The following is a 19,353-nucleotide window of genomic DNA, read 5'->3' as shown; positions in this document are numbered from 1 at the left end:
GGGCCGGGTCCCTGTAAGAATCGTGTAAGCCTTGCCTGGCGCGGGTTTGCGGCAGGTTTGTCGTCTGGGCGACAGTGCGCCAGCGTGTGCGATGATAGCCTTGTGCCAGAAAAAGTGACAGCGCCGGATGGCGCGGACAATGGTCACCTCGCCCCGGACATCGCTGCACCCATGCAGCGCATCGACAGCATCACGCGGCCTGTTGCGCGGCCCTGCCGCCAACGCCGCCAGATACGCGGAGACACAAGCAATGCCCACCGATTTCGACAGCGGCCTGGCCCGCAACGCGGCCAACTTCGTGCCGCTTACGCCCATCGACTTCCTGGTCCGCGCCGCCGAGGTGTACGGCCAGCGCCTGGCCATCGTGCACGGCCCGCTGCGCCAGAACTGGCGCGACACCTATGCGCGCGCACGGCGCCTGGCCAGCGCGCTGGCGCGTGCCGGCATCGGCAAGGGCGATACCGTGGCCGCGCTGCTGCCCAATACGCCGGCCATGGTGGAGGCGCATTTCGGCGTGCCGATGGCGGGCGCCGTGCTCAATGCGCTCAATATCCGCCTCGACGCCACCAACCTGGTCTTCATGCTGCGCCATGGCGAGGCGCGTGTGCTGCTGGCCGATACCGAGTTTGCCGACCTGGCGCGCCAGATGGCGCTGGAGATCCCCGGCCTGAAGGTCATCGCCGTGCATGACGTGCTAGGCCCGCAGGAGGCGCCGTTCGGCGACACCGATTACGAAGCCTTCCTCGCCTCGGGCGACCCGGACTACGCGTGGCACATGCCGGCCGACGAGTGGGAAGCCATCGCGCTGAACTACACCTCGGGCACCACCGGCGACCCCAAGGGCGTGGTCTACCACCACCGCGGCGCGGCCATCAATGCCGTGTCCAATATCCTTGAGTGGGATTTGCCCAAGCACCCGGTCTACCTGTGGACGCTGCCGATGTTCCACTGCAACGGCTGGTGCTTCCCGTGGACCGTTGCGGCGCGCGCGGGCGTCAATGTGTGCCTGCGCAAGTTCGAGCCCAGGCTGGTGTTCGACCTGATGCGCGAAGAGGGCGTGACCCACTACTGCGCCGCGCCGATCGTGCATACCGCGCTGGTCAATGCACCCGCCGCGTGGCGCGAGGGCGTGCGCGGCCCGGTGCGCGGCATGGTGGCCGGCGCTCCGCCGCCGGCCGCGGTGCTGGCGCAGATGGAGGCGATGGGGTTCGAGCTGACCCATGTCTATGGCCTGACCGAGGTCTACGGCCCGGCCGCGGTCTGCGCCGAGCAGGATGACTGGAGCGCGCTGTCCGAGCAGGAGCGCGCGGTCAGGAAGGCGCGCCAGGGCGTGCGCTATCACCTGCAGTCGCAGGTGGCGGTGCTCGATCCCGATTCCATGCAGCCGGTGCCGGCCGATGGCGAGACCATCGGCGAGATCATGTTCCGCGGCAATATCTGCATGAAGGGCTACCTCAAGAACGAGAAGGCCACGCGCGAGGCCTTTGCCGGCGGCTGGTTCCATACCGGCGACCTGGGCGTATGCATGCCCGATGGCTATATCAAGATCAAGGACCGCAGCAAGGACATCATTATTTCCGGCGGCGAGAACATCTCCAGCGTTGAAGTGGAAGACGCGCTCTACCGGCATCCCGCGGTGCTGGCCGCCGCGGTGGTGGCGCAGCCCGATGCCAAATGGGGCGAGACCCCATGCGCGTTTGTCGAACTGAAAGACGGCGCCAGCGTCAGCGCGGAAGAACTGATCGCGCATTGCCGCACGCTGCTGGCGGGCTTCAAGGCGCCCAAGGCGGTCTACTTCGGGCCGCTGCCCAAGACCTCGACCGGCAAGATCCAGAAGTTCGAGCTGCGCCGCAAGGTGAAGTCGGATTCCGCGATCGATGTTTGATGGGCCGAAGCGGCGCTAGTGTAGCGCCGCGTCCTCGGCATCGTGCAGGCCGGCGATGTGCGTGTCGATGGCCTCGCGCCCCCAGGCAATGCCGGCGCGCGTGGCGTCGGTGGCGCAGCCAAAGCGCGTCTGCGCGGCCGGGCAGGGCAGCGCCAGCTTGTTGCCGTGATGCCAGATCTCCGCGCGCAGCGTCCACCACCCGTCATGCTGGCCGCCATAGCGCAGCGCCGCGACATGGATGCGGTGGCCGCGGTAGGTCACGTTCTGGTCATGCCATCCGCTGGGCATAGGCGTCGGGCGCGCCGGGGCAACTCAGCGCGCCCGCAACTCGGCGGGGGTGCCGGGTTTTGGCGGGCGGTGCCAGTCCTGATCGATGTCGGGAAACACCTCACATTCACCCCGCACGATGTTTTCGATGGTGGCGCACACGCATTCGGTGCCGCGCGGCCCCACGCAGACCAGGCTGCGCGGATGGTCGGTGTGCTGCGGGATGGCATAGACGCGCATACCCTCGCGGAAGAGGGGATGCTTGGTGAGGCGCTCGTTCATCAGTTCAACGAAGCGCTGGGGCGTGACGACCGGCTTATCCATTGCATGCTCCTGCGGCCTTGCCCACCGTGCCCGTTTCTAGGGGCGGCATGGCGACCAGGTCAGTTAAGGCCAGGAATATGACAGGCAGGTGGCAGGAAGCGCCCCGGGCAGCATACGTTGCCCGGGCGTGGCCGGAACGGAAAACCGCAGGTAAATGCATACCCCGCGTTGCCACTGCCACGCTTCCAGACTAGGACACGCGGCACGTAGTGCAAGTGTTGCGCGATGCCGTGGGGGCTTCAGGTGGCGTGCAGTTCGCCTGCGGCGCGCGGACCGTTCAGTATGCCGTTGCCGGCGGCCCAGCAGGCGGCCTCGGCCTCTGCGCGGGAACCGTAGGTGGATGGCGCCGCGACGGTGCAATCCTCGTCGGCGGCACCACAGCGTTCTTCCATGACGATGCGCCAGGTGAACTGGCCGGGTGCATCTTCAAGGACGTGAAGCACCAATGTGCGGTGCTCGTCAGTCAGCGTGAGGGGCAAAGTCGACATGGGTGTCTCCCGTTCGCGGGTGGGCGCCATTGATGCTAGCAAGAGCTCGCCGCAAATGCCATGACTGTCTTGCGGCCGCGGCATGGCAAGATACTGCCTTTGCGGCGTTCGCCGCGCCTGTACTTTCCGCCAGACCATGCCCATCTCGCCTGAGCTCAACCAAGGGGTCGCCGCCCTGACGGCACATTACGATGCCACCGTGCTGCCGCTTTGGACCGCCAGCGGCTGGAACGGCGACCTGCTGCTGCCCTACGAGGCACTCGACGGCGCCAGTGCCGCGCCGTTGCCGCCGGCCCGCTATCGCGCCATGGCATGCGCCCGCCAGCTCTATGTGTTCTCAATGGCCGGCAACCATGCGCATGCCGACACGCTCTTCGGCTCGCTGCAGGCCTACTTCGGCAATGGCGAGGGCGCGTGGCTCTACAGCGTCGACCCGGCCGGAACGCCGCTCGATGCCACGCGCGACCTCTATACGCATGCCTTCGTGATCTTCGCCTGCGCCAACTATCATGCGCGGCGCGGCAATCCTGACGCGCTCGACGTGCTCGATGAAACCGTCGATGTCGTCGAGGACCTCTTCAGCGACGAACAGGGCCTGTACCACGCCGCGCTTACCGAGCATTTCCGGCCCAAGGGTGCCGGCGTGCTGCAGAACCCCATCATGCACCTGACCGAGGCCTACCTGGCCGCGCTGGATGCGACCGGGGACGAATGGTATGCCGAACGCCTGCGCGAGATCGCGATGGCGGTGCATGAGCGCTTTGTCGATCCGGCCAGCGGCTGCATTGCCGAGCTCCCGCAAGGCAGCCCCGGCAACCGCATCGAGCCGGGCCATCAGTTCGAGTGGTTCTCGCTGGTGGCCGGCACGCCGGCGCTGTTCGGGGACTTGCCGCTGGCCGATACGCTGCGCCAGGCCTTTGCCTTCGCGCAGCGGCACGGCGTGGTGCCGTCGACGCAGGGCGTCAGCGCGGCACTGAACGCCGACGGCACCATGCTGGACGATACCCAGCGCATCTGGGCGCAGACCGAATACGCGCGCGCGCTCGCCGTGCATGGCGCGCCGGAGTCGCTGGCGGCGCTGGAAGCCTGGACGCAGCAGTTCCGCAGCCGCTTCCTGCACGATCACGGCTGGCATGAATGCCTGGCGCGCTCGGGCAGCGTGATGCGCGCCGACATGCCATCGACCTCCCCGTATCACCTGGCGACGTCCTACTCGGCGCTCGCCGCGCTGACCGGCGCGGCGTGGCCGGCATGGCCAGGGGCTTAGGCCACCCTGCGCACTTCGTGCGCGTCCGCGCGCGGCTCCCCCCGTTTATCTGTGGCGCAGCCTGCCGAGCAGGCTGCGCGCAGCGTTCCATGCTGCCAGCCCTGCCATCCAATGCTGGCGATGGCATGCAACTGACCGGTTATACACCTGCATCGGCCGATTGACAGGCATCCCCTGCTGCGCGTGTCCTGGTCAGCGGTCATGATTTCGAATACCTTATATCGGCGTGAAGATTATCCGGTCTGGCTCTGCTTCGGCCGAGGGGTAGTCGGCTACCGCGCTCTTATCAATTCTTTGCAGTCGTCGGTGGGCACCGCGCCTACACTCAAGCCCGCGCTCCGGCACGTGCTGTTGTTCTTCTTAACCACTGGTCGTCGTTCTGAAGTTACGGGCCGGGGCGCACCCGATGCGGCTCAGCGCCGCGCGCCGAGGGCCTGCGACAGCCGCTCCGGCTGTTGAGCGGCCGGGGACGCAGCGTGGGTCTGGATCAGGCCTGCGCCCGCGGGCTTCACCCGGACGGCCATTTGCTCGACCCTTTTGGCGGCCTGGGTCTCGGCGTGGTCATTCAGGATCAGGCACAGCAGTGTCAGCAAGGCTGCTGCGATCATGCTCAGCGCGATCCAGGCCAGGCAGTGCTTGCGTTCCATGGTAGGCGGGAAGGGGGGTGTCATCAGTGCGCGAAGTTTACGCGCCCGCGCGCAATGCAACTGTCAATCTTTGCAAACGCCGCCCGCCGTCCGGCCCGCTATTCCGTCACGCCGTTTTCATGCAGCAGCCGCTCGCATTCTTCCAGCATGTCGTAGGCAAACGCAGACTGGTAGTTGGGATCGAGGGCTTCCATCATCTCGTGCGCGGCGTACAGGCCGGCCTCGCGTGACAGGGTCTCAGCCAGCTGGCGTGCAAACTGGTCGCTCAGTTCGGACAACAGGCGCCGCTCGGACAGCGGCAACTGCAGCTTCGAGCGCGACAGCCATTCGCCGGCCAGCGTCGCACCCTGGGCGTCGGTCATCCATTGGCGGTGTTCGTAGTAGGCCGACAGCCGTTCGGCGGCGAGTGCGAACAGCAGCGCCTTGCGGGTATTGAAATCGATCCTGGGCAGTGGGGCGAGGGTCATGCTTGCAGGGTAATGCGATGCGCGGCGCTGCAGCCGGCAATCATCTTGTCAGGGAGCGGATCAGGACTGCGCGGTGGCTGCCTGCGCAAAGCGCGCTGCCAGCCAGGCGCCGATGGCGGCGATCTCTTCCAGGCAGACCGAATGGCCCATCGGATAGGTGTTCCAGGTCACCGGGTGCTGCCGCGCCTGCACGAAATCGCGGGCGGCGACGCCCAGTTGCAGCGGCACCACGTCGTCCTGCGTGCCATGGGCGGCAAACACGGGCGTGGTGGCGTTGGCGGCGCTGGCCTCGGCCGCCAGCGCTGCCGGCGCAGGGATGTAGGTGGACAGCGCGACGATGCCGGCCAGCGTCTCGGCATGGCTCAGCCCGGCGGTGTAGGCAATCGCGCCGCCCTGCGAGAAGCCTGCCAGCACGATGCGGTGCGTGGGGATGCCACGGGCGTTCTCGCGCGCAATCAGTGCGCGAATGGCTTCGCAAGAGGCACGGATGCCGGCTTCATCGGCGCGTCGCCCGGATTCATCGAGGGAATAAATGTCATACCAGGCCGGCATGACATAACCGCCGTTGCAGGTCACGGGGATAGCCGGCGCGTGCGGGAAGATAAAGCGCACGCCGGGCGCTGCGGGCAGGCGCAGCTCAGGCACGACCGGGGCGAAATCGCTGCCGTCGGCGCCCAGCCCATGCATCCAGATGACGGCGCAGGCGGGATTGGGCGCGGTTTCGAATTCGATCGCGGGCAGCAGTTCGCTCATGGGGCTGGTTCCTGTGGATATGCGCCTGCGCGCCGCACGGGCGCCAGGCAGCGCGAGTATCGCACAGGTCGGGGCCTGCCCCGGCTGCGTCAGGCCGCGGACGGAACGATAGGGACCGTGGTGAGGCCAGGCGTGCGTGCCGGCAGCTCCGGCATCGCAGGCGGCGTCGCGCGGCGCTTGTCGACCACGTCCTCCACGCCCTTGGCCGCGACGTCTTCCAGGAAGGCCACCATGTCGCGGTAGTAGGCCACCTGCATTTGCGCTTCGAGCAAGCGCCTTTCGGCCTGGAACAGCGTCAGCCTCATGTCTTGCAGTTCCCTCTCGGCGATTTTCTCCGGGGTCGGCGGACTGAACAGGTTTGCAAGCCAACGCATGGCAGTACCTCCAGTGCTGTCAACGGCGAAATAGCGATGCTCGTGCCATGGGGACCAATATAGACAAGAATTCGGCAAAAAGTCTCTCGGGCATCTCGCCGTGGCGCCTCGCCCACAAGGATGATTGCCGGTGGCGGACGTCTGCGGTAGATTGTTCGGCCATGGTCCGGCCGTCCCGTGACCCTACTGCCTGCGCTCGCCGCTTGCTGTCGCCAATGTGCCTGTGCGACTGGTCGATGTGCCTGCCTGATCCGCGTTGCCAGGCGGATCGCCTTCATATTTCGCGTCGTTTCCTGCCAACAGCGCCTGCATGGCATCGCCGTCCTGCGCGCGCACAAAGCGCAGGATCGGCGGCCAGAATGCCTCGATATGTTCCGGCAGGATGGCTGCGTCATGCGGCATGGCGTCCAGCATCACCAGCGCATGCAGATGCCTGGCCGCACGGGCCACGCGTTCGGCATGGGGTGGGACGATCACGGCATCGTCACGGCTGTGCACCACCAGCAGAGGCCGCTCCAGCCGGCTGGCACGCGCAGCGTTGTTCCACGGATCCGGCAGCAACCACGCGGCCCATGCGGGTATGCGCCCGGTCTGCACCGCGGCCAGGCGCGCCGAACTGAAGCCCGCCGCAATGACATAGCCGTCGGGCTGCGGGTCGAAGCGCTGTGCCACCTCCAGCAGAATGCCCGATCCCAGCGAATGCCCCAGCACCACGCGCCGTTTTGCCTGCGGCGTGGCCGCCAGGAATTGCCGGTAGGCGGCCAGCGCATCCTCGCGCAGCCGGCGCACGCTTGGCCGCCCGCTGCTGCGGCCGTAGCCGCTGTAGTCGAAGACGTAGGAGGCGATGCCCGCGCCGGCCAGCATGGCCTGGACCGGGGCCCAGTCGGGCAGGCTCTCATTGTCGCCGTGGCACACCATCAGCGCCGGCGCTTCGGGGTCCGCTGCGGGCATGAAGGCGGCGTGCAGGATGCGATCGCCGCTGGCGAACGTGGCATGGCGCACCGTCAGGGCTGAAATGTCGGATGCTGCCGCATCCTTTGTTTCATCCGTCGGCGTGACAAAGGCTTTGCGTTCCACCGCACGAAACAGTAGGTGCCGCGCAACACCCGCGGCCACGGCGAGTGCCGCGGCGGTGGCGAGCCAGCGATGGCGGGATGCCGGCTGAGCGGGGCGGGGGCCTTCAGGCATGGCGACGTTTCGGGATGGCGTTCCCTTCAGGCTAGCAGGCCATCGGCGTCCGGGTGAAGAAAAGTTCATTCGCACGCATGCCCCAAGTGGATTTCCGTCCATATCTGCAGTGTCGGCAGGGGCTATCTGCTTGATAGAAAACTTTTGCCTTGACTATCTACCTAGTAGTAGATAGCATTAAGTCCATGGCACCGCTGCACCGCCGGAAGCAAGCAAGAACGGGCGGAAAAGTGGCGATCCCATTGCATGACCGGCGCGGTCATTTTTTCAGCACCTGGAATCTATCTACTGATAGATGCGGTATGAACAAGCGACCTGCCACAGCCACTGATACCGAATTGACGCGATCCCGAAACATCGCACCCAGGAGCCCATCATGAATGCCAAGTTCGCCAAGACCCTGATCACCGCCGCCACCCTTGCCGCCGCACTCGCAGGCGGCGTGGCGCAAGCCGCCAGCGTGCAGGACAACACCTCGGCTGGCGACAAGTACGGCTACAGCTACCGCGCCGGCAAGTTCGATACCTTCACGGAAGGGGCCCGCGCCGGCAAGTTCGACCCGTTCACGGAAGGCGCTCGCGCTGGCAAGTTCGACCCGTACACCGACGGTGCCCGCGTCGGCAAGACCGACCCCTACACGGACGGCTACCGCACCGTGGCTGGCCTGGACCGTAGCGGCGTGTCGGCCGAGCCGGCCCGCAGCTTCGACCCGTACACGGACGGCGCACGCGTCGGCAAGGCTGACCCCTACACCGACGGCGCCCTGGCCTGATTGCTGCCGGCTGTGGGGCCGGCGGCCAACAACGTTACGGCGGCGGTCACGCTGACTGCCGTCCGATGGAGTCCATCATGAGTTTGCGTAACAGCGTCCTGCTGCTTGGCGGATGGCTGGTCCTTTGCGTGACGAGTGGCTCGATGATCACCTTCGCCGCGCAGGTCCTGCCAGGCTAAAGCATCCTGAGAACATGCCCCGAGGCTAGGGAATTACCCCAGCCCCGGGGCATTTCAACTTGAGCGTCTATCTTCGCATAGATAAACTGCTTTCATGAAAACGCAATCGGTACGCGAGCAACTGCTCGAGCACACCCTCGTCCTGATCCGCCGCCGCGGCTTCAACGGCTTCAGCTACCGCGACCTGGCGGAGCTGGTGGGGGTCAAGACCTCCAGCATCCACTATTACTTCCCGACCAAAGAAGACCTGGTCCAGGAGGCGGTGAAGGAATACAGCGCCCGCCTGGCCGAACGCATCCGCTCCATCGACACCAGCTTGCCGGTGACCGAGCAGGCGGCCATCTACCTGGCGCCGTTCCGCGCCAGCTGCGGCTCGGACCAGATCTGCCTGTGCGGCATGTTGTCGACCGAGACGCTGTGCCTGCCGGAGCCCGTGCACAAGATGCTGCAGGGCTTCTACCTGATGAACGAACAATGGTTGGCGGGCCTGCTGGAACGCGCGCAGCCGCAGCGCAGCACGCCGTTCCCGGTGCCGCCGGCGCGGCTGGCGCAGGTGGTGTTCGGCTCGCTGCAGAGCGGGCTGATTGCGGCGCGCCTGTTCGGGACCTCCGACCGGGTGGAAGCCGCCGCCGATACGCTGATGGCCGCCGTCGCCGGCTAAGGTTTTCGCGCAATTATCAGTGGCGCGTCTGAGGCCGTCATGTGGCGCAAGCTGCATGGCGGCTTTTTATTGACACCCAGCTGGTTCGCCACCGACGCCTTGGGGTCGGTCATAAGCGCTTTTAAAACAATGAGATAGAGCCAGGAAAGGCATAGGCTATCGGGCCGATAGAAATGTTTTTTCTTGACTCTCTACCTAGTAGTAGATAGTATTTGACTCATGGAAGCGCTGCACCGCCAGCAACAAGCAAGACAAGGCGAGAACGTGGCGGTCCCATTGCATGACCGGAGGCGGTCATTTTTTCAGGACCAGTTATCTATCTACCAGTAGATGTGGAAGCGAAAGACCGACCTGCAAAGCCACTGACACCTAATTACGCGATCCCGAAACATCGCACCCTGGAGCCCATCATGACCAAGATCACCAAGACCCTGATTACCGCCGCCACCCTTGCCGCCGCGCTCGCGGGCGGTGTTGCGCAAGCCGCCAGCGTGCAGGACAGCACCTCGGCCGGCGACAAGTACGGCTACGCCTTCCGCGTCGGCAAGGCCGATGCCTTCACCGACGGCGCCCGCACCGGCAAGTTCGATCCGTTCACGGAAGGCGCCCGCGCCGGCAAGTTCGATCCGTTCACCGAAGGCGCACGCGTTGGCAAGCCCGACCCGTACACCGACGGCGCGCGCACGGTAGCGGCCAACGTGCCGGCTGACAGCTACGGCTACAACTACCGCAGCGGCAAGTTCGACCCGTTCAGCGAAGGCGCGCGCGTGGGCAAGTTCGATCCGTACACCGACGGCGCGCGCACGGTAGCCGGCCTGGACCGCAGTGGTGTGTCGGCCCAACCGTCGCGCAGCTTCGATCCGTACACCGACGGTGCGCGCGTGGGCAAGGCTGACCCCTATACCGACGGCGCCATCGCCTGAGAGCCGGCCGGCGTGCTGCCGGCCATTGAAACCCGCCGGGCCGCCTGGGTGCGGCCCGTCTTCAGGAGTTGATCATGCGTTGGCGTGACACTGCGCTGATCCTTGGCGGATGGGTAGGGCTTTGCTTCGCAAGCGGGTCCCTCATCACGCTGATCGCACAATCGCTGCCGGCCTGAACGGCGCGGCAGCAAGACCAGGAGTTGATGCCATGAACACCCGATCCGTACGCGAGCAACTGGTCGAACATGCGCTGGCGCTGATCCGCCGCAGGGGGTTCAACGGCTTCAGCTACCGCGACCTGGCCGACCTGGTCGGGGTCAAGACCTCGAGCATCCACTATTACTTCCCGTCCAAGGACGACCTGGTGCGGGAAGCGGTGCGCGAATACGGCACCCGCAGGCGGGCGCGCCTGGATGCGATCGACGCCAGCCTGCCGCCCGCGGAGCAGGCGCGGCAATACCTTGCGCCTTTGCGCGCGGGTGCCGGCACCGACCAGGCTTGCCTGGTGGGCATGCTGTCGGCCGACGTGCTGATGCTGCCGGACGCGGTGCGCGCCGCGATGCAGGACTTTATCCGGCTCAATGAGCAATGGCTGGCCAGCTTGTTCGAGCGCGCCGCGGCGCAACGCAAGTCGCCCTATCCGATTCCGCCGCAGCAGCTGGCGCAGGTGGTGTTCGGGGCGTTGCAGAACGGCTTGATCAGTGCGCGGCTGTTTGGCACGCCGGACCGGCTCGATGCCGCGGCGGCGCTGCTGACCAGCGCCATGCCGGCGGAGCAGGCCTTAGCCGCCGCTTAGTGTCAGTATCACCGAGCCGGCGACGGCATTGCACAGCCACTGCGGGTCATCGTGGGGCAGGTCATGCCCGGCCCAGTGGTGCGTCAGCAACTGCGCGTCCCAGGCTTGCGCGATGCGCGCCGAGCACACCGGGTTGACCAGGCGGTCTGCCGCCGAGGCAAGCAGCAGCGCCGGGCAGCGCGGCGCACTGGCGGGGGCGTGATAGCGGGCCGCGGCCAGCAACTGTGCCAGCGCGGATTGGCGGCTCACCGGCGCGTCGGCGGCAATGGCCTGCCAGGTCTCGAGATCGCGTGCCAGCGTATCGGTGCGGGCACAGGTGATGGCATGGATGGTCCGCTCGCAGTACGCGCGGTCCTGCCAGCGCTGCGCCACGCGCAGCAGCTTGCCCCAGTTGCGCGGCCGCAGGCGCTGTGCGGGCGTGCAGAACGGCCGCATGCTGGTATTGACCAGCACCAGGCCGCCGACTTCCTCCGGATAGGCGCTGGCCCACTCGGTCGCGGCCATCGCACCCAGCGACATCGCCAGCACGCGGTAGGGGCCGTGCGCGCCGGTGGCCGACAACTGGCGCCGCACCGCGGTGACCATCTCAGGCACGCTCCACGGCGCCGGCTGCGCGGACAGCGCGCCGTTGCCGGGCAGGTCGGGCAGCAGCGGACGGCCCAGCCCGGCCGCTTCCCAACGCGCCGGCAGGCTTCCCCAGTGGCGCGATTCCCGCGTCAGTCCCCGCAAGAATACCCATCGGCTCATGGCGGCGGCTCCGTCTGCCAGTGTGCGCGTGCCTGCAGCAGCAGGTCGTCACGCTGCACGCCGCGCGGCCGCCAGCGATCCGGCGCAAAGGCCACGCGGCCCAGGAAGTCGAACAGGCTCACGTGCCGGCGCAGCACGCGCGCGGTGCGGTGCGCCTTGATCGGGTTGAAGATGCCCTCGCGCGAGAACAGCTGGCGCGGGTTCTTCTTGATCCACAGCCACGAGCCCAGTTCCAGCGTCATCGGCAGGAACAGGTTGCCGTGCGGCGTCAGGTCATAGGCATGGTCCCACAGGTCGCCGTGCAGCAGGTACTGGTGGCTTTGCGGCTCGAAGGTGTAGCCGTGGTGCGGGTGGGCCTGCTCGAACAGCGTCTTGAGCAGGTACATCTCGGGCAGGTGCGCCATCGGCCGGCGCGTTCCCGCGTACGGAAACCAGATGCTGTCGCGCCAGCCGTAGCCCGAATGGCAGTCCACCGCAAAGCTGAGCGGGCGCGGCAGCAGTTCTTCCTGCACCACGCGCAGCAGCGCGCGGCTTTCCGCTTCCATCGGCGCGCCCGCCGGGCCGCGGTACCAGGGCAGCCAGGCGCCGATGCGCTGGCCGCCGGCGAGGAAGGGCACGCGCGCATCGGCGTCCTGCGGGCCATTGCGCATCAGGTCGACGCCGTTGGGGTTGGCGCGGGTGCCGGCCCACATGCCGCCGGGGTTGACGATCGGCATGAACACCAGCCGCACCGACTGCAGTTCGCGGTGCAGCAGCTCGTCCCACGCCAGCCGGCTCAGCACCGAGCGCAGGTAGTCCAGCACCAGCTGCGTGCCGATGCGTTCCAGCCCGTGGATGCCGCCGAAGATGCCGATCGCCGGCGCGCCCGGATCGCGGCTGCCGAGCGTGGCGACATGGACGCCGAAGCGATGGCCCTGCACCATGGTTTCGCAGACCACCCGCGTATCCAGCACGTGGCTGCCCGTATCCAGCAAGGCCAGCAGCTGGTCGTACTCGGGGAAGCCGGCGTGCGGGTGCATGGGCTCAGGCGGCCGGCACGCCGGCCGTGCCGAACAGGCGCAAGACCGGCCACCCGCGCGCCTCGGCCGCGTCTCGCAGCGCCGAATCGGGATTGACGGCGACCGGGTGGCCAACGCTTTCGAGCAGCGGCAGGTCGTTGCGGGAGTCGCTATAGAAGGTGGCCTGTGCCAGCGCCGTGTGCGCAATGCCCAGCGTGTCGAGCCATGCCAGCACCCGCAGCACCTTGCCGGGGCCGAAGGCCGGCACGCCGGCCAGCGCGCCGGTGAATTCGCCGTGCGCGTCATGTTCGGCCTCTACCGCCAGCAGGTGCGGCACGCCCAGCTGGCGCGCGATCGGCTCGGTGACAAAGCGGCAGGTCGCGGTGACGATGCAGCACAGGTCGCCGGCGGTGAGGTGGCGCGCCAGCAGGTCGAGCGCATCGGGCCGGATCGCGGGCACGATCACCTCGCGCATGAAGTCCGCGCGCCATTGCGTCAGGCGTTGGCGCGGGTGGCGTGCGAGCAGGCCCAGCGCAAAGCGGGCATGGGCGGCAAAGTCCAGGCGCCCGGCCTGGTAGGCGGCCAGCCAGCGTGCATTGTGCGCATCGATCTCGGCGGCCTCGGCGCCGCCCACGGCGACGAGGTAGCGGGCCCATTCATACTCGCTGTCGAGCGGCAGCAGGGTGTGGTCGAGGTCAAACAGGGCGAGGCGGGGGGCAGCGGGCATGCGGGATAGCTCAGTTGGCGAAACCGGCAAGCTTGGCGCGGCGTGGTGACCGCGCGGTGATGAAGGACCCAAGTTTTCCGATACCGGCATTGGCGCTTTATCTGGCGCGGCAGGCATGCGGGTGTCAGGCGGCGTGGGTGGCGGCGGTCGGCTCGTCCAGCGCCACGCAGTCCAGGAAGGCGCCGACCAGCCGGGTCTCGCGCCGGCTCTGCAGGCAGTATAGGTATTCATGCAGCACCGGCGCGCCTTGTGCGAACGGCACCACGCGCAGCAGCGGGTCGCGCGGCACCTCGCCAAGCGGCACCACGCTGGCGCCCAGGCCCTGGCGGATGGCCTCGTAGATGGCCTCGCGGCTGCCGATCACGGTGTGCGGCGGCAACTCCAGCCCGCACGCGGCCAGCGCCGTCTCGGTGGCCTTGCGCGTCATCGAGCCGTGCTCGCGCACCAGCAGGTGGCAGCCGCGCAGTTGCGGCAGCTCGACCTGCGCCAGCCGCGCCAGCGCATGGTCCGGATGGGCCACCAGCACCATCGGGTCCGTCGCCAGCCGGATGCAGGCAAGCCGGTCGTCGTCCACCGGGTGCGACGATACCGCGGCGTCGATGCGGTACTCGAACAGCGCCTCCAGCATCTGCTGCGAATTGCCGATGTCCAGGCTCACGTCGATCGCCGGGTAGCGCTGCCGGAACGCCGCCACCGCGCGCAGGATGTAGTAGGGGCCGGTGGCGCCGATGCGCAGGTTGCCGAAGCGCAGGTTGCCGGCGTTGCGCAGCAGGTAGTCGGCATTGCCTTCCTGCTGCATCAGCTGCTCGACCACCGGCATCAGCGCCACGCCCACGTCGCTCAGGTCGACGCGGCTGGCGCGGCGGTGGAACAGCTCCACGCCGTAGGTCTCTTCCAGCTGGCGGATGCGGCCGGTGACGGTGGGCTGGCTGATGCGCAGCTGCCTGGCCGCCATGGTGATGCTGCCCTGGCGCGCCACTTCGAAAAAGGTCATCAGCAGGTCGCCGAGCATGGTCATCCGCAGGAAAGTTGGGGGACAGCCCGGACAGGTCCCGGACGACCGCGCAGTCTAGCGGGCCAATGTGACAAAACGGCTACGCCCGCCCGCGGCCGGAGCGGCCGGGGGGCGGGCGCAGCGCTGCCCGTCAGGCGACTTGCGCGTCAGCCGTTGAGGCCCATCGCCGGATCGGACACGCTGTCCTTGCCGGTTTCGATGCGCCCGGCGAAGCGGCGCGTGAAGCCGCCTTGCGCGGTGGTGACGGTGAAGTCGTACCAGTTGCCCTGGCGGGCCACGGGCCAGTGCTGCTGCAGCTGCATGCCGGCCGGCACCTCGTAGGTCCAGGGACCGTCGGTGCGGTAGGCGTTGGGCTGCACGGTGAAGGTGCAGGGGGCGCTGCCGGTGTTGATCATGTCCACGTACACCGCGGCGTTGGCGATGTCATAGCAGACCCGGATCTCCGGCGCGCTGGCACCCGCCGCGGTCACGGCCCCCACGTTGCCGCGGAAGGCGCGGTGGAAGCCGTTGGGGCCAAGCACCCACAGGTCGTACTTGCCATCGTCGCTGGCAAAGACGTCCCAGCTGCCATGCAGTTCCTTGCCCGGCTCGACCATGTAGCGGCGCGGCACGCGGTCCAGGTGCAGGCGGTCGTAGACGTGGAACACCGCCGCCGCGGTGCCGGTGTTGCTGAACAGCAGCCACACCGCGCGCTGGTCGCGGGCGTCTTCGCGGGCGCTTACGTGCAGCTCATAGGGCAGGGCGCGCGACGGGCGCGTGCCGGTGTCCTGCTGCGGCATCTGCTGGCTGCTGGCCGAAGGCAGCGGCACTTGCGGCAGCACGCCTTGCGCGGTGCGGATGGCATCGGCGCTGGCCTTGTCGCGGTTGGGCAGCGTGGGCAGCGGGTTGGTGTTCGGGCTGACGAAGTTGAAGGCCGAGGTCAGGTCGCCCGCCACGGCGCGGCGGAAGCTGCTGATATTGGTCTCGGCCACGCCAAAGCGGGCTTCCAGGAAGCGCAGCACCGAGGTGTGGTCGGACACCTGCGAGTTGACCCAGCCGCCGCGGCTCCATGGCGAGACCACGTACATCGGCACGCGCGGGCCGGGGCCGTAGGGGTGCCTGTCGACGTGGTATTCCGGCTTGATTTGTTGCGGGTCGAGCGTGGTGGCGCCGGCCAGCGTGTCGCCGTCGTAGGCGGGCGCGCACGGCGGCGGTACGTGGTCGAAGTAGCCGTCGTTCTCGTCGAAGTTGATCAGCAGCACGGTCTTGCTCCAGACCGCCGGGTTGGCGGTCAGGGCATTCAGCACCTCTTGCGTATACCAGGCGCCCTGCACCGGGCTGGAAGGCCCGGGGTGCTCGGAGTACGTCGCCGGCGCCACGATCCACGACACCTGCGGCAGCTTGCCCGCGGCAACGTCGTCGCGCAGCGATTGCAGGAAGCCGCCGTCAGGCATGGTGTTGGCCACGCCCTTGAGCAGCGGGCTGATGGCGTCGTCGGCGCTGGTGTATGCCGGGTAAGGGCTGCCGTTGGCCTGGTTGCCGCGCGCGGCGTTGGCGTCGCGGTATTGCTTGAAGCCCGCCAGCGGGTTGTCGGTGAAGTTGTCCGGCATGTTCTGGTAGACCTTCCAGCTCACGCCGGCGGCTTCCAGGCGCTCCGGGTAGGTCTTCCAGGTATAGGCCGGGGCCGACCCCGTGAACGAGTCGCCGCTGTTGTCGATCACCGGCCCGCCGTTGGCGCCGCTGGGGTCGTTGGTGCCGGTCCAGTGGAACAGGCGGTTGGAGTTGGTGCCGCCGTGGAAGCTGCAGTGATAGGCGTCGCAGAGGGTGAAGGCATTGGCCAGCGCTACCTGGAAGTCCAGCTCGGCCTCGGTGTAGTAGCCCATCGACTGGGTCTGCTTGTAGGTCGGCCACTTGTTCATGCGGCCCAGGTCCCAGGCGTTCTGCGCATCCGGGTACGAGTGCGGCGTGCCGCTGACGCGCTGCGCATTGCCAGCGCTGCTGTCGAGGTGGTAGGGCAGCACGGTGCGGGTGGTGCTGCCGTTGGTATAGGTCTGCTGCCAGACGTTCAGGCCGCCCGCCAGCGGGATCGGGAAGCGGTCGCCAAAGCCGCGCACGCCGCGCAGCGTGCCGAAGTAGTTGTCGAACGAGCGGTTTTCCTGCATCAGGATGACCACGTGCTCGACGTCGCGGATGGTGCCGGTGGCATTGTTGGCCGGGATCGCCAGCGCGCGGCGGATGGACGGCGGGAAGGCCGCCAGCGCGGCGGTGGCGGCGGCGCTGCCGCCGGCGAGCTTGAGGAAGTTGCGTCTGCTTTGCGGGTTCATGGATTCTGTGCCGGGTGGTTTCTGGAGGAGGAGACGGGCCGGTGCGGCTTCAGGGCGCGCAGCGCAGTTGCGGCTTCACGGCGGGCGTCTCGCCAGGCTGGTCGCTGCCATTCCCCTGGCCGGGGTTGCCGCCGGTGCCGGGGGCACCCGGCGTAGTCGGTGCCGCGTTGGGCGAGCCGGTGGGGCTGTCGCCGGAGTCGCCGCCGCAGGCGGCGAGCGCTGCGCACATCAGCACGGCGGCGAGCCAGTGCGGCCGCGCCAGGAAGGAAGGTCGGAAAGTCATGGTGTCAATCTCCTGCAGGGGATCGGGCGGGGGGGGAAGGGTCGGTGAGGAACTCGTTCCATGACGAAACGGGTTCCAGCCGGATTTATGGATTCAGCGTGGACAGCGGCTGGCGTGCGCCGGTGATGGCCTTCAGCTCGTCCAGCGACAGCACGCGCGTCCACATCGCCAGGTCGTTGAAGCCCATCACGCCCTTGAGCGCGCCGGGGTTGTTGCCCACGTAGTTATGCGTGGCATCGTCGTTCACGCCCCAGCCGGTGCCGAGCCCGGCCAGCTTGGTCACGTCGGTGTTGGCGATTGCCTTGTTCTCGGTCTTCTGCAAGCCCAGCACCGGATCGATGACATAGGCGCTGAAGCGCCTGGCTGCCGCGTCGACCGACAGCGCCAGGTAGGCCCACTGGTTGGCCGACACCTTCATGCCGTTGATGTCGTCGCGCTTGCCGCTGCCGCTGCCCAGGTTGAAGCGGATCTCGCAGCTGCCGAACAGCGCCACGGCAATGCCGGGGTTGCCGCCCGAGATGTAGTTCTTGTTGGACAGGACGGGCTCGCCGGTGCCGTTGCCCTGGCTGCAGTCGGTGCGGAACCAGAAGCCGATGGTGAACTGCGGGCTTTGCGTGATATCGGCGGCGTTGTACGCCAGCTTGTAGCTGTCGACACGCGAGTCCAGCTGCAGCGACTGGCCGCTGAAGTTGTCGGCAGCCAGCGTGCCGCCGTCAAGGCTTGCCACCCACGGGCCGAGCGTGGCGGCGTTCTTCGCGTCGGCGAACGGCTTGCTGTCGAGGCTGAAATACGTGGCCAGCCCATTGAGCAGCGTCGGCGCCAGCGTGACCGGCTTGACGTAGTGGATCTGCGCCAGGTACGACACCGGCACGTCGTTGCGCACCAGCGTGTAGTTGAACTGGTACAGGCCCGTGGCCATGTTGAAGGCCTTGTCGGTGAACTGCCGCGCCTCAGGTCCCAGCGAGGCGATCTGCACGCCGTCGCGCAGCACCCGGGTGACGCCGAAGGCTTCGGTCGGGTTCTGCCAGCTCAGCGTGATGGCATCGTTGTACTGGCTGATGCTGGCGCCGATGGCTCGCACGCCGGCGGTGGCAGTGGTCAGCGCCGAACCGTCCAGCCGCGTGGTGACCGGGTCAAGCGCCACGCTGGCGTGGGCCAGCACGGTGGGGACGATATCGGCTTCGGTCGGCAGCGCGGACAGGTCCGCCGGGGTGTCCGGCGCTGCCGCGCCAGGTCTGGCCAGCGCGCCGTTGAGCGCCTTGTTGGTGGCGAGGAAGGCGGTACGGTTCTCCACCGTCGGCACCGTGGTGGTGGCGCCGGTGGCATCCAGGCCGTGGCTGGTGGTGACCATCACCAGCCAGTCTTCACCGGGCTGCCCCTGGCTGCGCGCGGCGACGGCGCCGAGCAGCTCGCCCAGCGCCTTGTCGATGCCGGCCAGCGCCGTGGCATAGGCGCCGTTGCCGAAGCCGCCGGCTTCCGCCGCCTGTGCCGGCGCGCTGTATTGCGCAAACACCACGCCATAGCCGGACTGCACCTGCCGCACGGCGTTCTGCGTGACGCAGCTGTCGACCGCGGCGCAGTCAACCAGCGTATCGAGCATGCCCGCTTCCTGCTCGGCCTTGAGCAGGCCCGGCAGCACCCCCGAACTGGTGGATGCGCCTTGCTGCAGGCCGGGTTTGCCGGCCGCGCGCAGGTAGCGGAATACGGTGGGGGCCCGCAGTGCGGTGCTGCCGGTATCGTCTTCGATGCCGTGGCGGTTGGCCCAGGCGCCGGTCAGCACCGTGGCCCAGCTGGGCGCGTCCAGCGGCGGCTGCGCGGTGATGGTGCCGGGCATGCCGCCGGTGGCGGTGGGCACCAGGTTCAGCCGGGCCAGGTTGGGCAGCTCACGCCGCAAGAGCGCGCCCTGCACCTGGGCATAGGTGGCGCCGTCCACGCCGACCAGCAGCACGCGCGGGCCGCCGGCACCGGCAGGCGGCGGGGTCTTGATGGTGGTGTCGTTCGGTGCGGTTGTCGGCGCGGCGTCATCGCCGCCGCCGCAGCCGCCCAGTGTTGCCGCCAGTGCGGCGATCATGGTGGCGGCCAGCACACGGCCGCGCGCCATCCCCGCCAGCCTGCCCGGTGCAAGGTTCCCTGCCATCTCTGATTCCCCTGTTCATCTGCGTTGTTGTGCGCCGGCGGCAGGTGCCGCGTGGCGGATTGCGTTTGCCGCAATGCGCTCGCAGAGTAAGAACCGGGGTTGTCACCGTGGTGACAGCGGGGCAAAGAATGCTGATGGGGCTATTCGGATTC

At 67.8% G+C, this 19,353-nt stretch carries 21 protein-coding genes; 6 read left to right on the top strand and 15 right to left on the bottom strand.

Annotated elements, in window-relative coordinates; translation table 11 throughout:
- The first annotated feature begins 250 nt into the window (after positions 1–250).
- On the top strand, positions 251–1,885 hold the full coding sequence (locus tag AC3WLE_RS02210) for an acyl-CoA synthetase (protein ID WP_492356259.1): 1,635 nt from the start codon (positions 251–253) through the stop codon (positions 1,883–1,885).
- 15 nt (positions 1,886–1,900) lie between these two features.
- On the opposite strand, the gene AC3WLE_RS02205 is transcribed toward AC3WLE_RS02210, so the two are convergent.
- From AC3WLE_RS02205 to AC3WLE_RS02195, 3 genes are all read right to left on the bottom strand, one after another.
- On the bottom strand, positions 1,901–2,173 hold the full coding sequence (locus AC3WLE_RS02205; protein ID WP_492340442.1) for a DUF6566 family protein: 273 nt from the start codon (positions 2,171–2,173) through the stop codon (positions 1,901–1,903).
- Between the two features lie 24 nt (positions 2,174–2,197).
- Positions 2,198–2,476 (bottom strand): hypothetical protein, encoded by a 279-nt coding sequence (locus tag AC3WLE_RS02200; protein ID WP_492356260.1) that lies wholly within the window; start codon positions 2,474–2,476, stop codon positions 2,198–2,200.
- A 239-nt stretch (positions 2,477–2,715) separates the two neighbouring features.
- Positions 2,716–2,964, bottom strand: coding sequence for a hypothetical protein (locus AC3WLE_RS02195; protein WP_492318513.1), 249 nt, complete (start codon positions 2,962–2,964; stop codon positions 2,716–2,718).
- Between the two features lie 136 nt (positions 2,965–3,100).
- Here AC3WLE_RS02195 and AC3WLE_RS02190 point away from each other — a divergent pair, with 136 nt between their 5' ends.
- Positions 3,101–4,231 carry an AGE family epimerase/isomerase gene (locus AC3WLE_RS02190; protein WP_492318512.1) on the top strand — a complete coding sequence of 377 codons (1,131 nt, stop codon included), beginning with the start codon at positions 3,101–3,103 and terminating at the stop codon, positions 4,229–4,231.
- Between the two features lie 413 nt (positions 4,232–4,644).
- Here AC3WLE_RS02190 and AC3WLE_RS02185 read toward each other — a convergent pair whose 3' ends face one another.
- The 5 genes from AC3WLE_RS02185 to AC3WLE_RS02165 form a co-directional block, all read right to left on the bottom strand.
- Positions 4,645–4,878 carry a hypothetical protein gene (locus AC3WLE_RS02185; RefSeq protein WP_010812497.1) on the bottom strand — a complete coding sequence of 78 codons (234 nt, stop codon included), beginning with the start codon at positions 4,876–4,878 and terminating at the stop codon, positions 4,645–4,647.
- A 98-nt stretch (positions 4,879–4,976) separates the two neighbouring features.
- The gene (locus tag AC3WLE_RS02180) at positions 4,977–5,345 is read right to left on the bottom strand and encodes a hypothetical protein (RefSeq protein WP_010812498.1); all 369 of its coding nucleotides are present in this window, start codon (positions 5,343–5,345) and stop codon (positions 4,977–4,979) included.
- 60 nt (positions 5,346–5,405) lie between these two features.
- Complete coding sequence (locus AC3WLE_RS02175) at positions 5,406–6,098, bottom strand: alpha/beta hydrolase (protein WP_492318511.1); 693 nt, start codon at positions 6,096–6,098, stop codon at positions 5,406–5,408.
- Positions 6,099–6,187: 89 nt separating this feature from the next.
- Positions 6,188–6,472, bottom strand: a complete 285-nt coding sequence (locus AC3WLE_RS02170) for a hypothetical protein (RefSeq protein WP_010812500.1) — start codon at positions 6,470–6,472, stop codon at positions 6,188–6,190.
- 183 nt (positions 6,473–6,655) lie between these two features.
- On the bottom strand, positions 6,656–7,660 hold the full coding sequence (locus AC3WLE_RS02165; RefSeq protein WP_492318509.1) for an alpha/beta hydrolase: 1,005 nt from the start codon (positions 7,658–7,660) through the stop codon (positions 6,656–6,658).
- Between the two features lie 376 nt (positions 7,661–8,036).
- Between AC3WLE_RS02165 and AC3WLE_RS02160 the strand changes: the two genes are divergently transcribed.
- From AC3WLE_RS02160 to AC3WLE_RS02145, 4 genes are all read left to right on the top strand, one after another.
- Positions 8,037–8,432: a hypothetical protein gene (locus AC3WLE_RS02160; RefSeq protein WP_492352083.1), complete on the top strand. Its 396-nt coding sequence runs from the start codon at positions 8,037–8,039 to the stop codon at positions 8,430–8,432.
- A gap of 273 nt (positions 8,433–8,705) precedes the next feature.
- A complete protein-coding gene (locus tag AC3WLE_RS02155; protein WP_035816210.1) occupies positions 8,706–9,272 on the top strand; it encodes a TetR/AcrR family transcriptional regulator in 567 nt (188 codons plus the stop codon).
- 410 nt (positions 9,273–9,682) lie between these two features.
- Positions 9,683–10,195 (top strand): copper resistance protein CopQ, encoded by a 513-nt coding sequence (locus AC3WLE_RS02150; protein ID WP_492318507.1) that lies wholly within the window; start codon positions 9,683–9,685, stop codon positions 10,193–10,195.
- A gap of 208 nt (positions 10,196–10,403) precedes the next feature.
- Entirely contained in the window at positions 10,404–10,991 is a 588-nt protein-coding gene (locus AC3WLE_RS02145; RefSeq protein WP_492318506.1) for a TetR/AcrR family transcriptional regulator, read from the top strand.
- Here the strand turns inward: AC3WLE_RS02145 and AC3WLE_RS02140 are convergent.
- The 7 genes from AC3WLE_RS02140 to AC3WLE_RS02110 form a co-directional block, all read right to left on the bottom strand.
- Positions 10,977–11,738 carry an alpha/beta fold hydrolase gene (locus AC3WLE_RS02140; protein WP_492318505.1) on the bottom strand — a complete coding sequence of 254 codons (762 nt, stop codon included), beginning with the start codon at positions 11,736–11,738 and terminating at the stop codon, positions 10,977–10,979. The genes AC3WLE_RS02145 and AC3WLE_RS02140 overlap by 15 nt on opposite strands.
- Entirely contained in the window at positions 11,735–12,757 is a 1,023-nt protein-coding gene (locus AC3WLE_RS02135; protein ID WP_492318504.1) for a M14 family zinc carboxypeptidase, read from the bottom strand. Before AC3WLE_RS02135 ends, AC3WLE_RS02140 begins: the two co-directional genes overlap by 4 nt.
- Positions 12,758–12,761: 4 nt before the next feature.
- Positions 12,762–13,463, bottom strand: coding sequence for an HAD family hydrolase (locus tag AC3WLE_RS02130; protein ID WP_492318503.1), 702 nt, complete (start codon positions 13,461–13,463; stop codon positions 12,762–12,764).
- 124 nt (positions 13,464–13,587) lie between these two features.
- A complete protein-coding gene (locus AC3WLE_RS02125; protein ID WP_492318502.1) occupies positions 13,588–14,475 on the bottom strand; it encodes a LysR substrate-binding domain-containing protein in 888 nt (295 codons plus the stop codon).
- Between the two features lie 149 nt (positions 14,476–14,624).
- Positions 14,625–16,781 (bottom strand): phosphocholine-specific phospholipase C, encoded by a 2,157-nt coding sequence (locus tag AC3WLE_RS02120; protein WP_492318501.1) that lies wholly within the window; start codon positions 16,779–16,781, stop codon positions 14,625–14,627.
- Positions 16,782–16,830: 49 nt separating this feature from the next.
- Entirely contained in the window at positions 16,831–17,064 is a 234-nt protein-coding gene (locus AC3WLE_RS02115; protein WP_492318500.1) for a hypothetical protein, read from the bottom strand.
- Positions 17,065–17,149: 85 nt separating this feature from the next.
- Entirely contained in the window at positions 17,150–19,201 is a 2,052-nt protein-coding gene (locus AC3WLE_RS02110; RefSeq protein WP_492356262.1) for a LamG-like jellyroll fold domain-containing protein, read from the bottom strand.
- Positions 19,202–19,353: the final 152 nt, after the last annotated feature.

The organism is Cupriavidus sp. FW306-1B-F12B (assembly GCF_058781795.1).
Note: the sequence above shows the minus strand (reverse complement) of the source record. Positions and strands in the feature narration are given on the sequence as shown.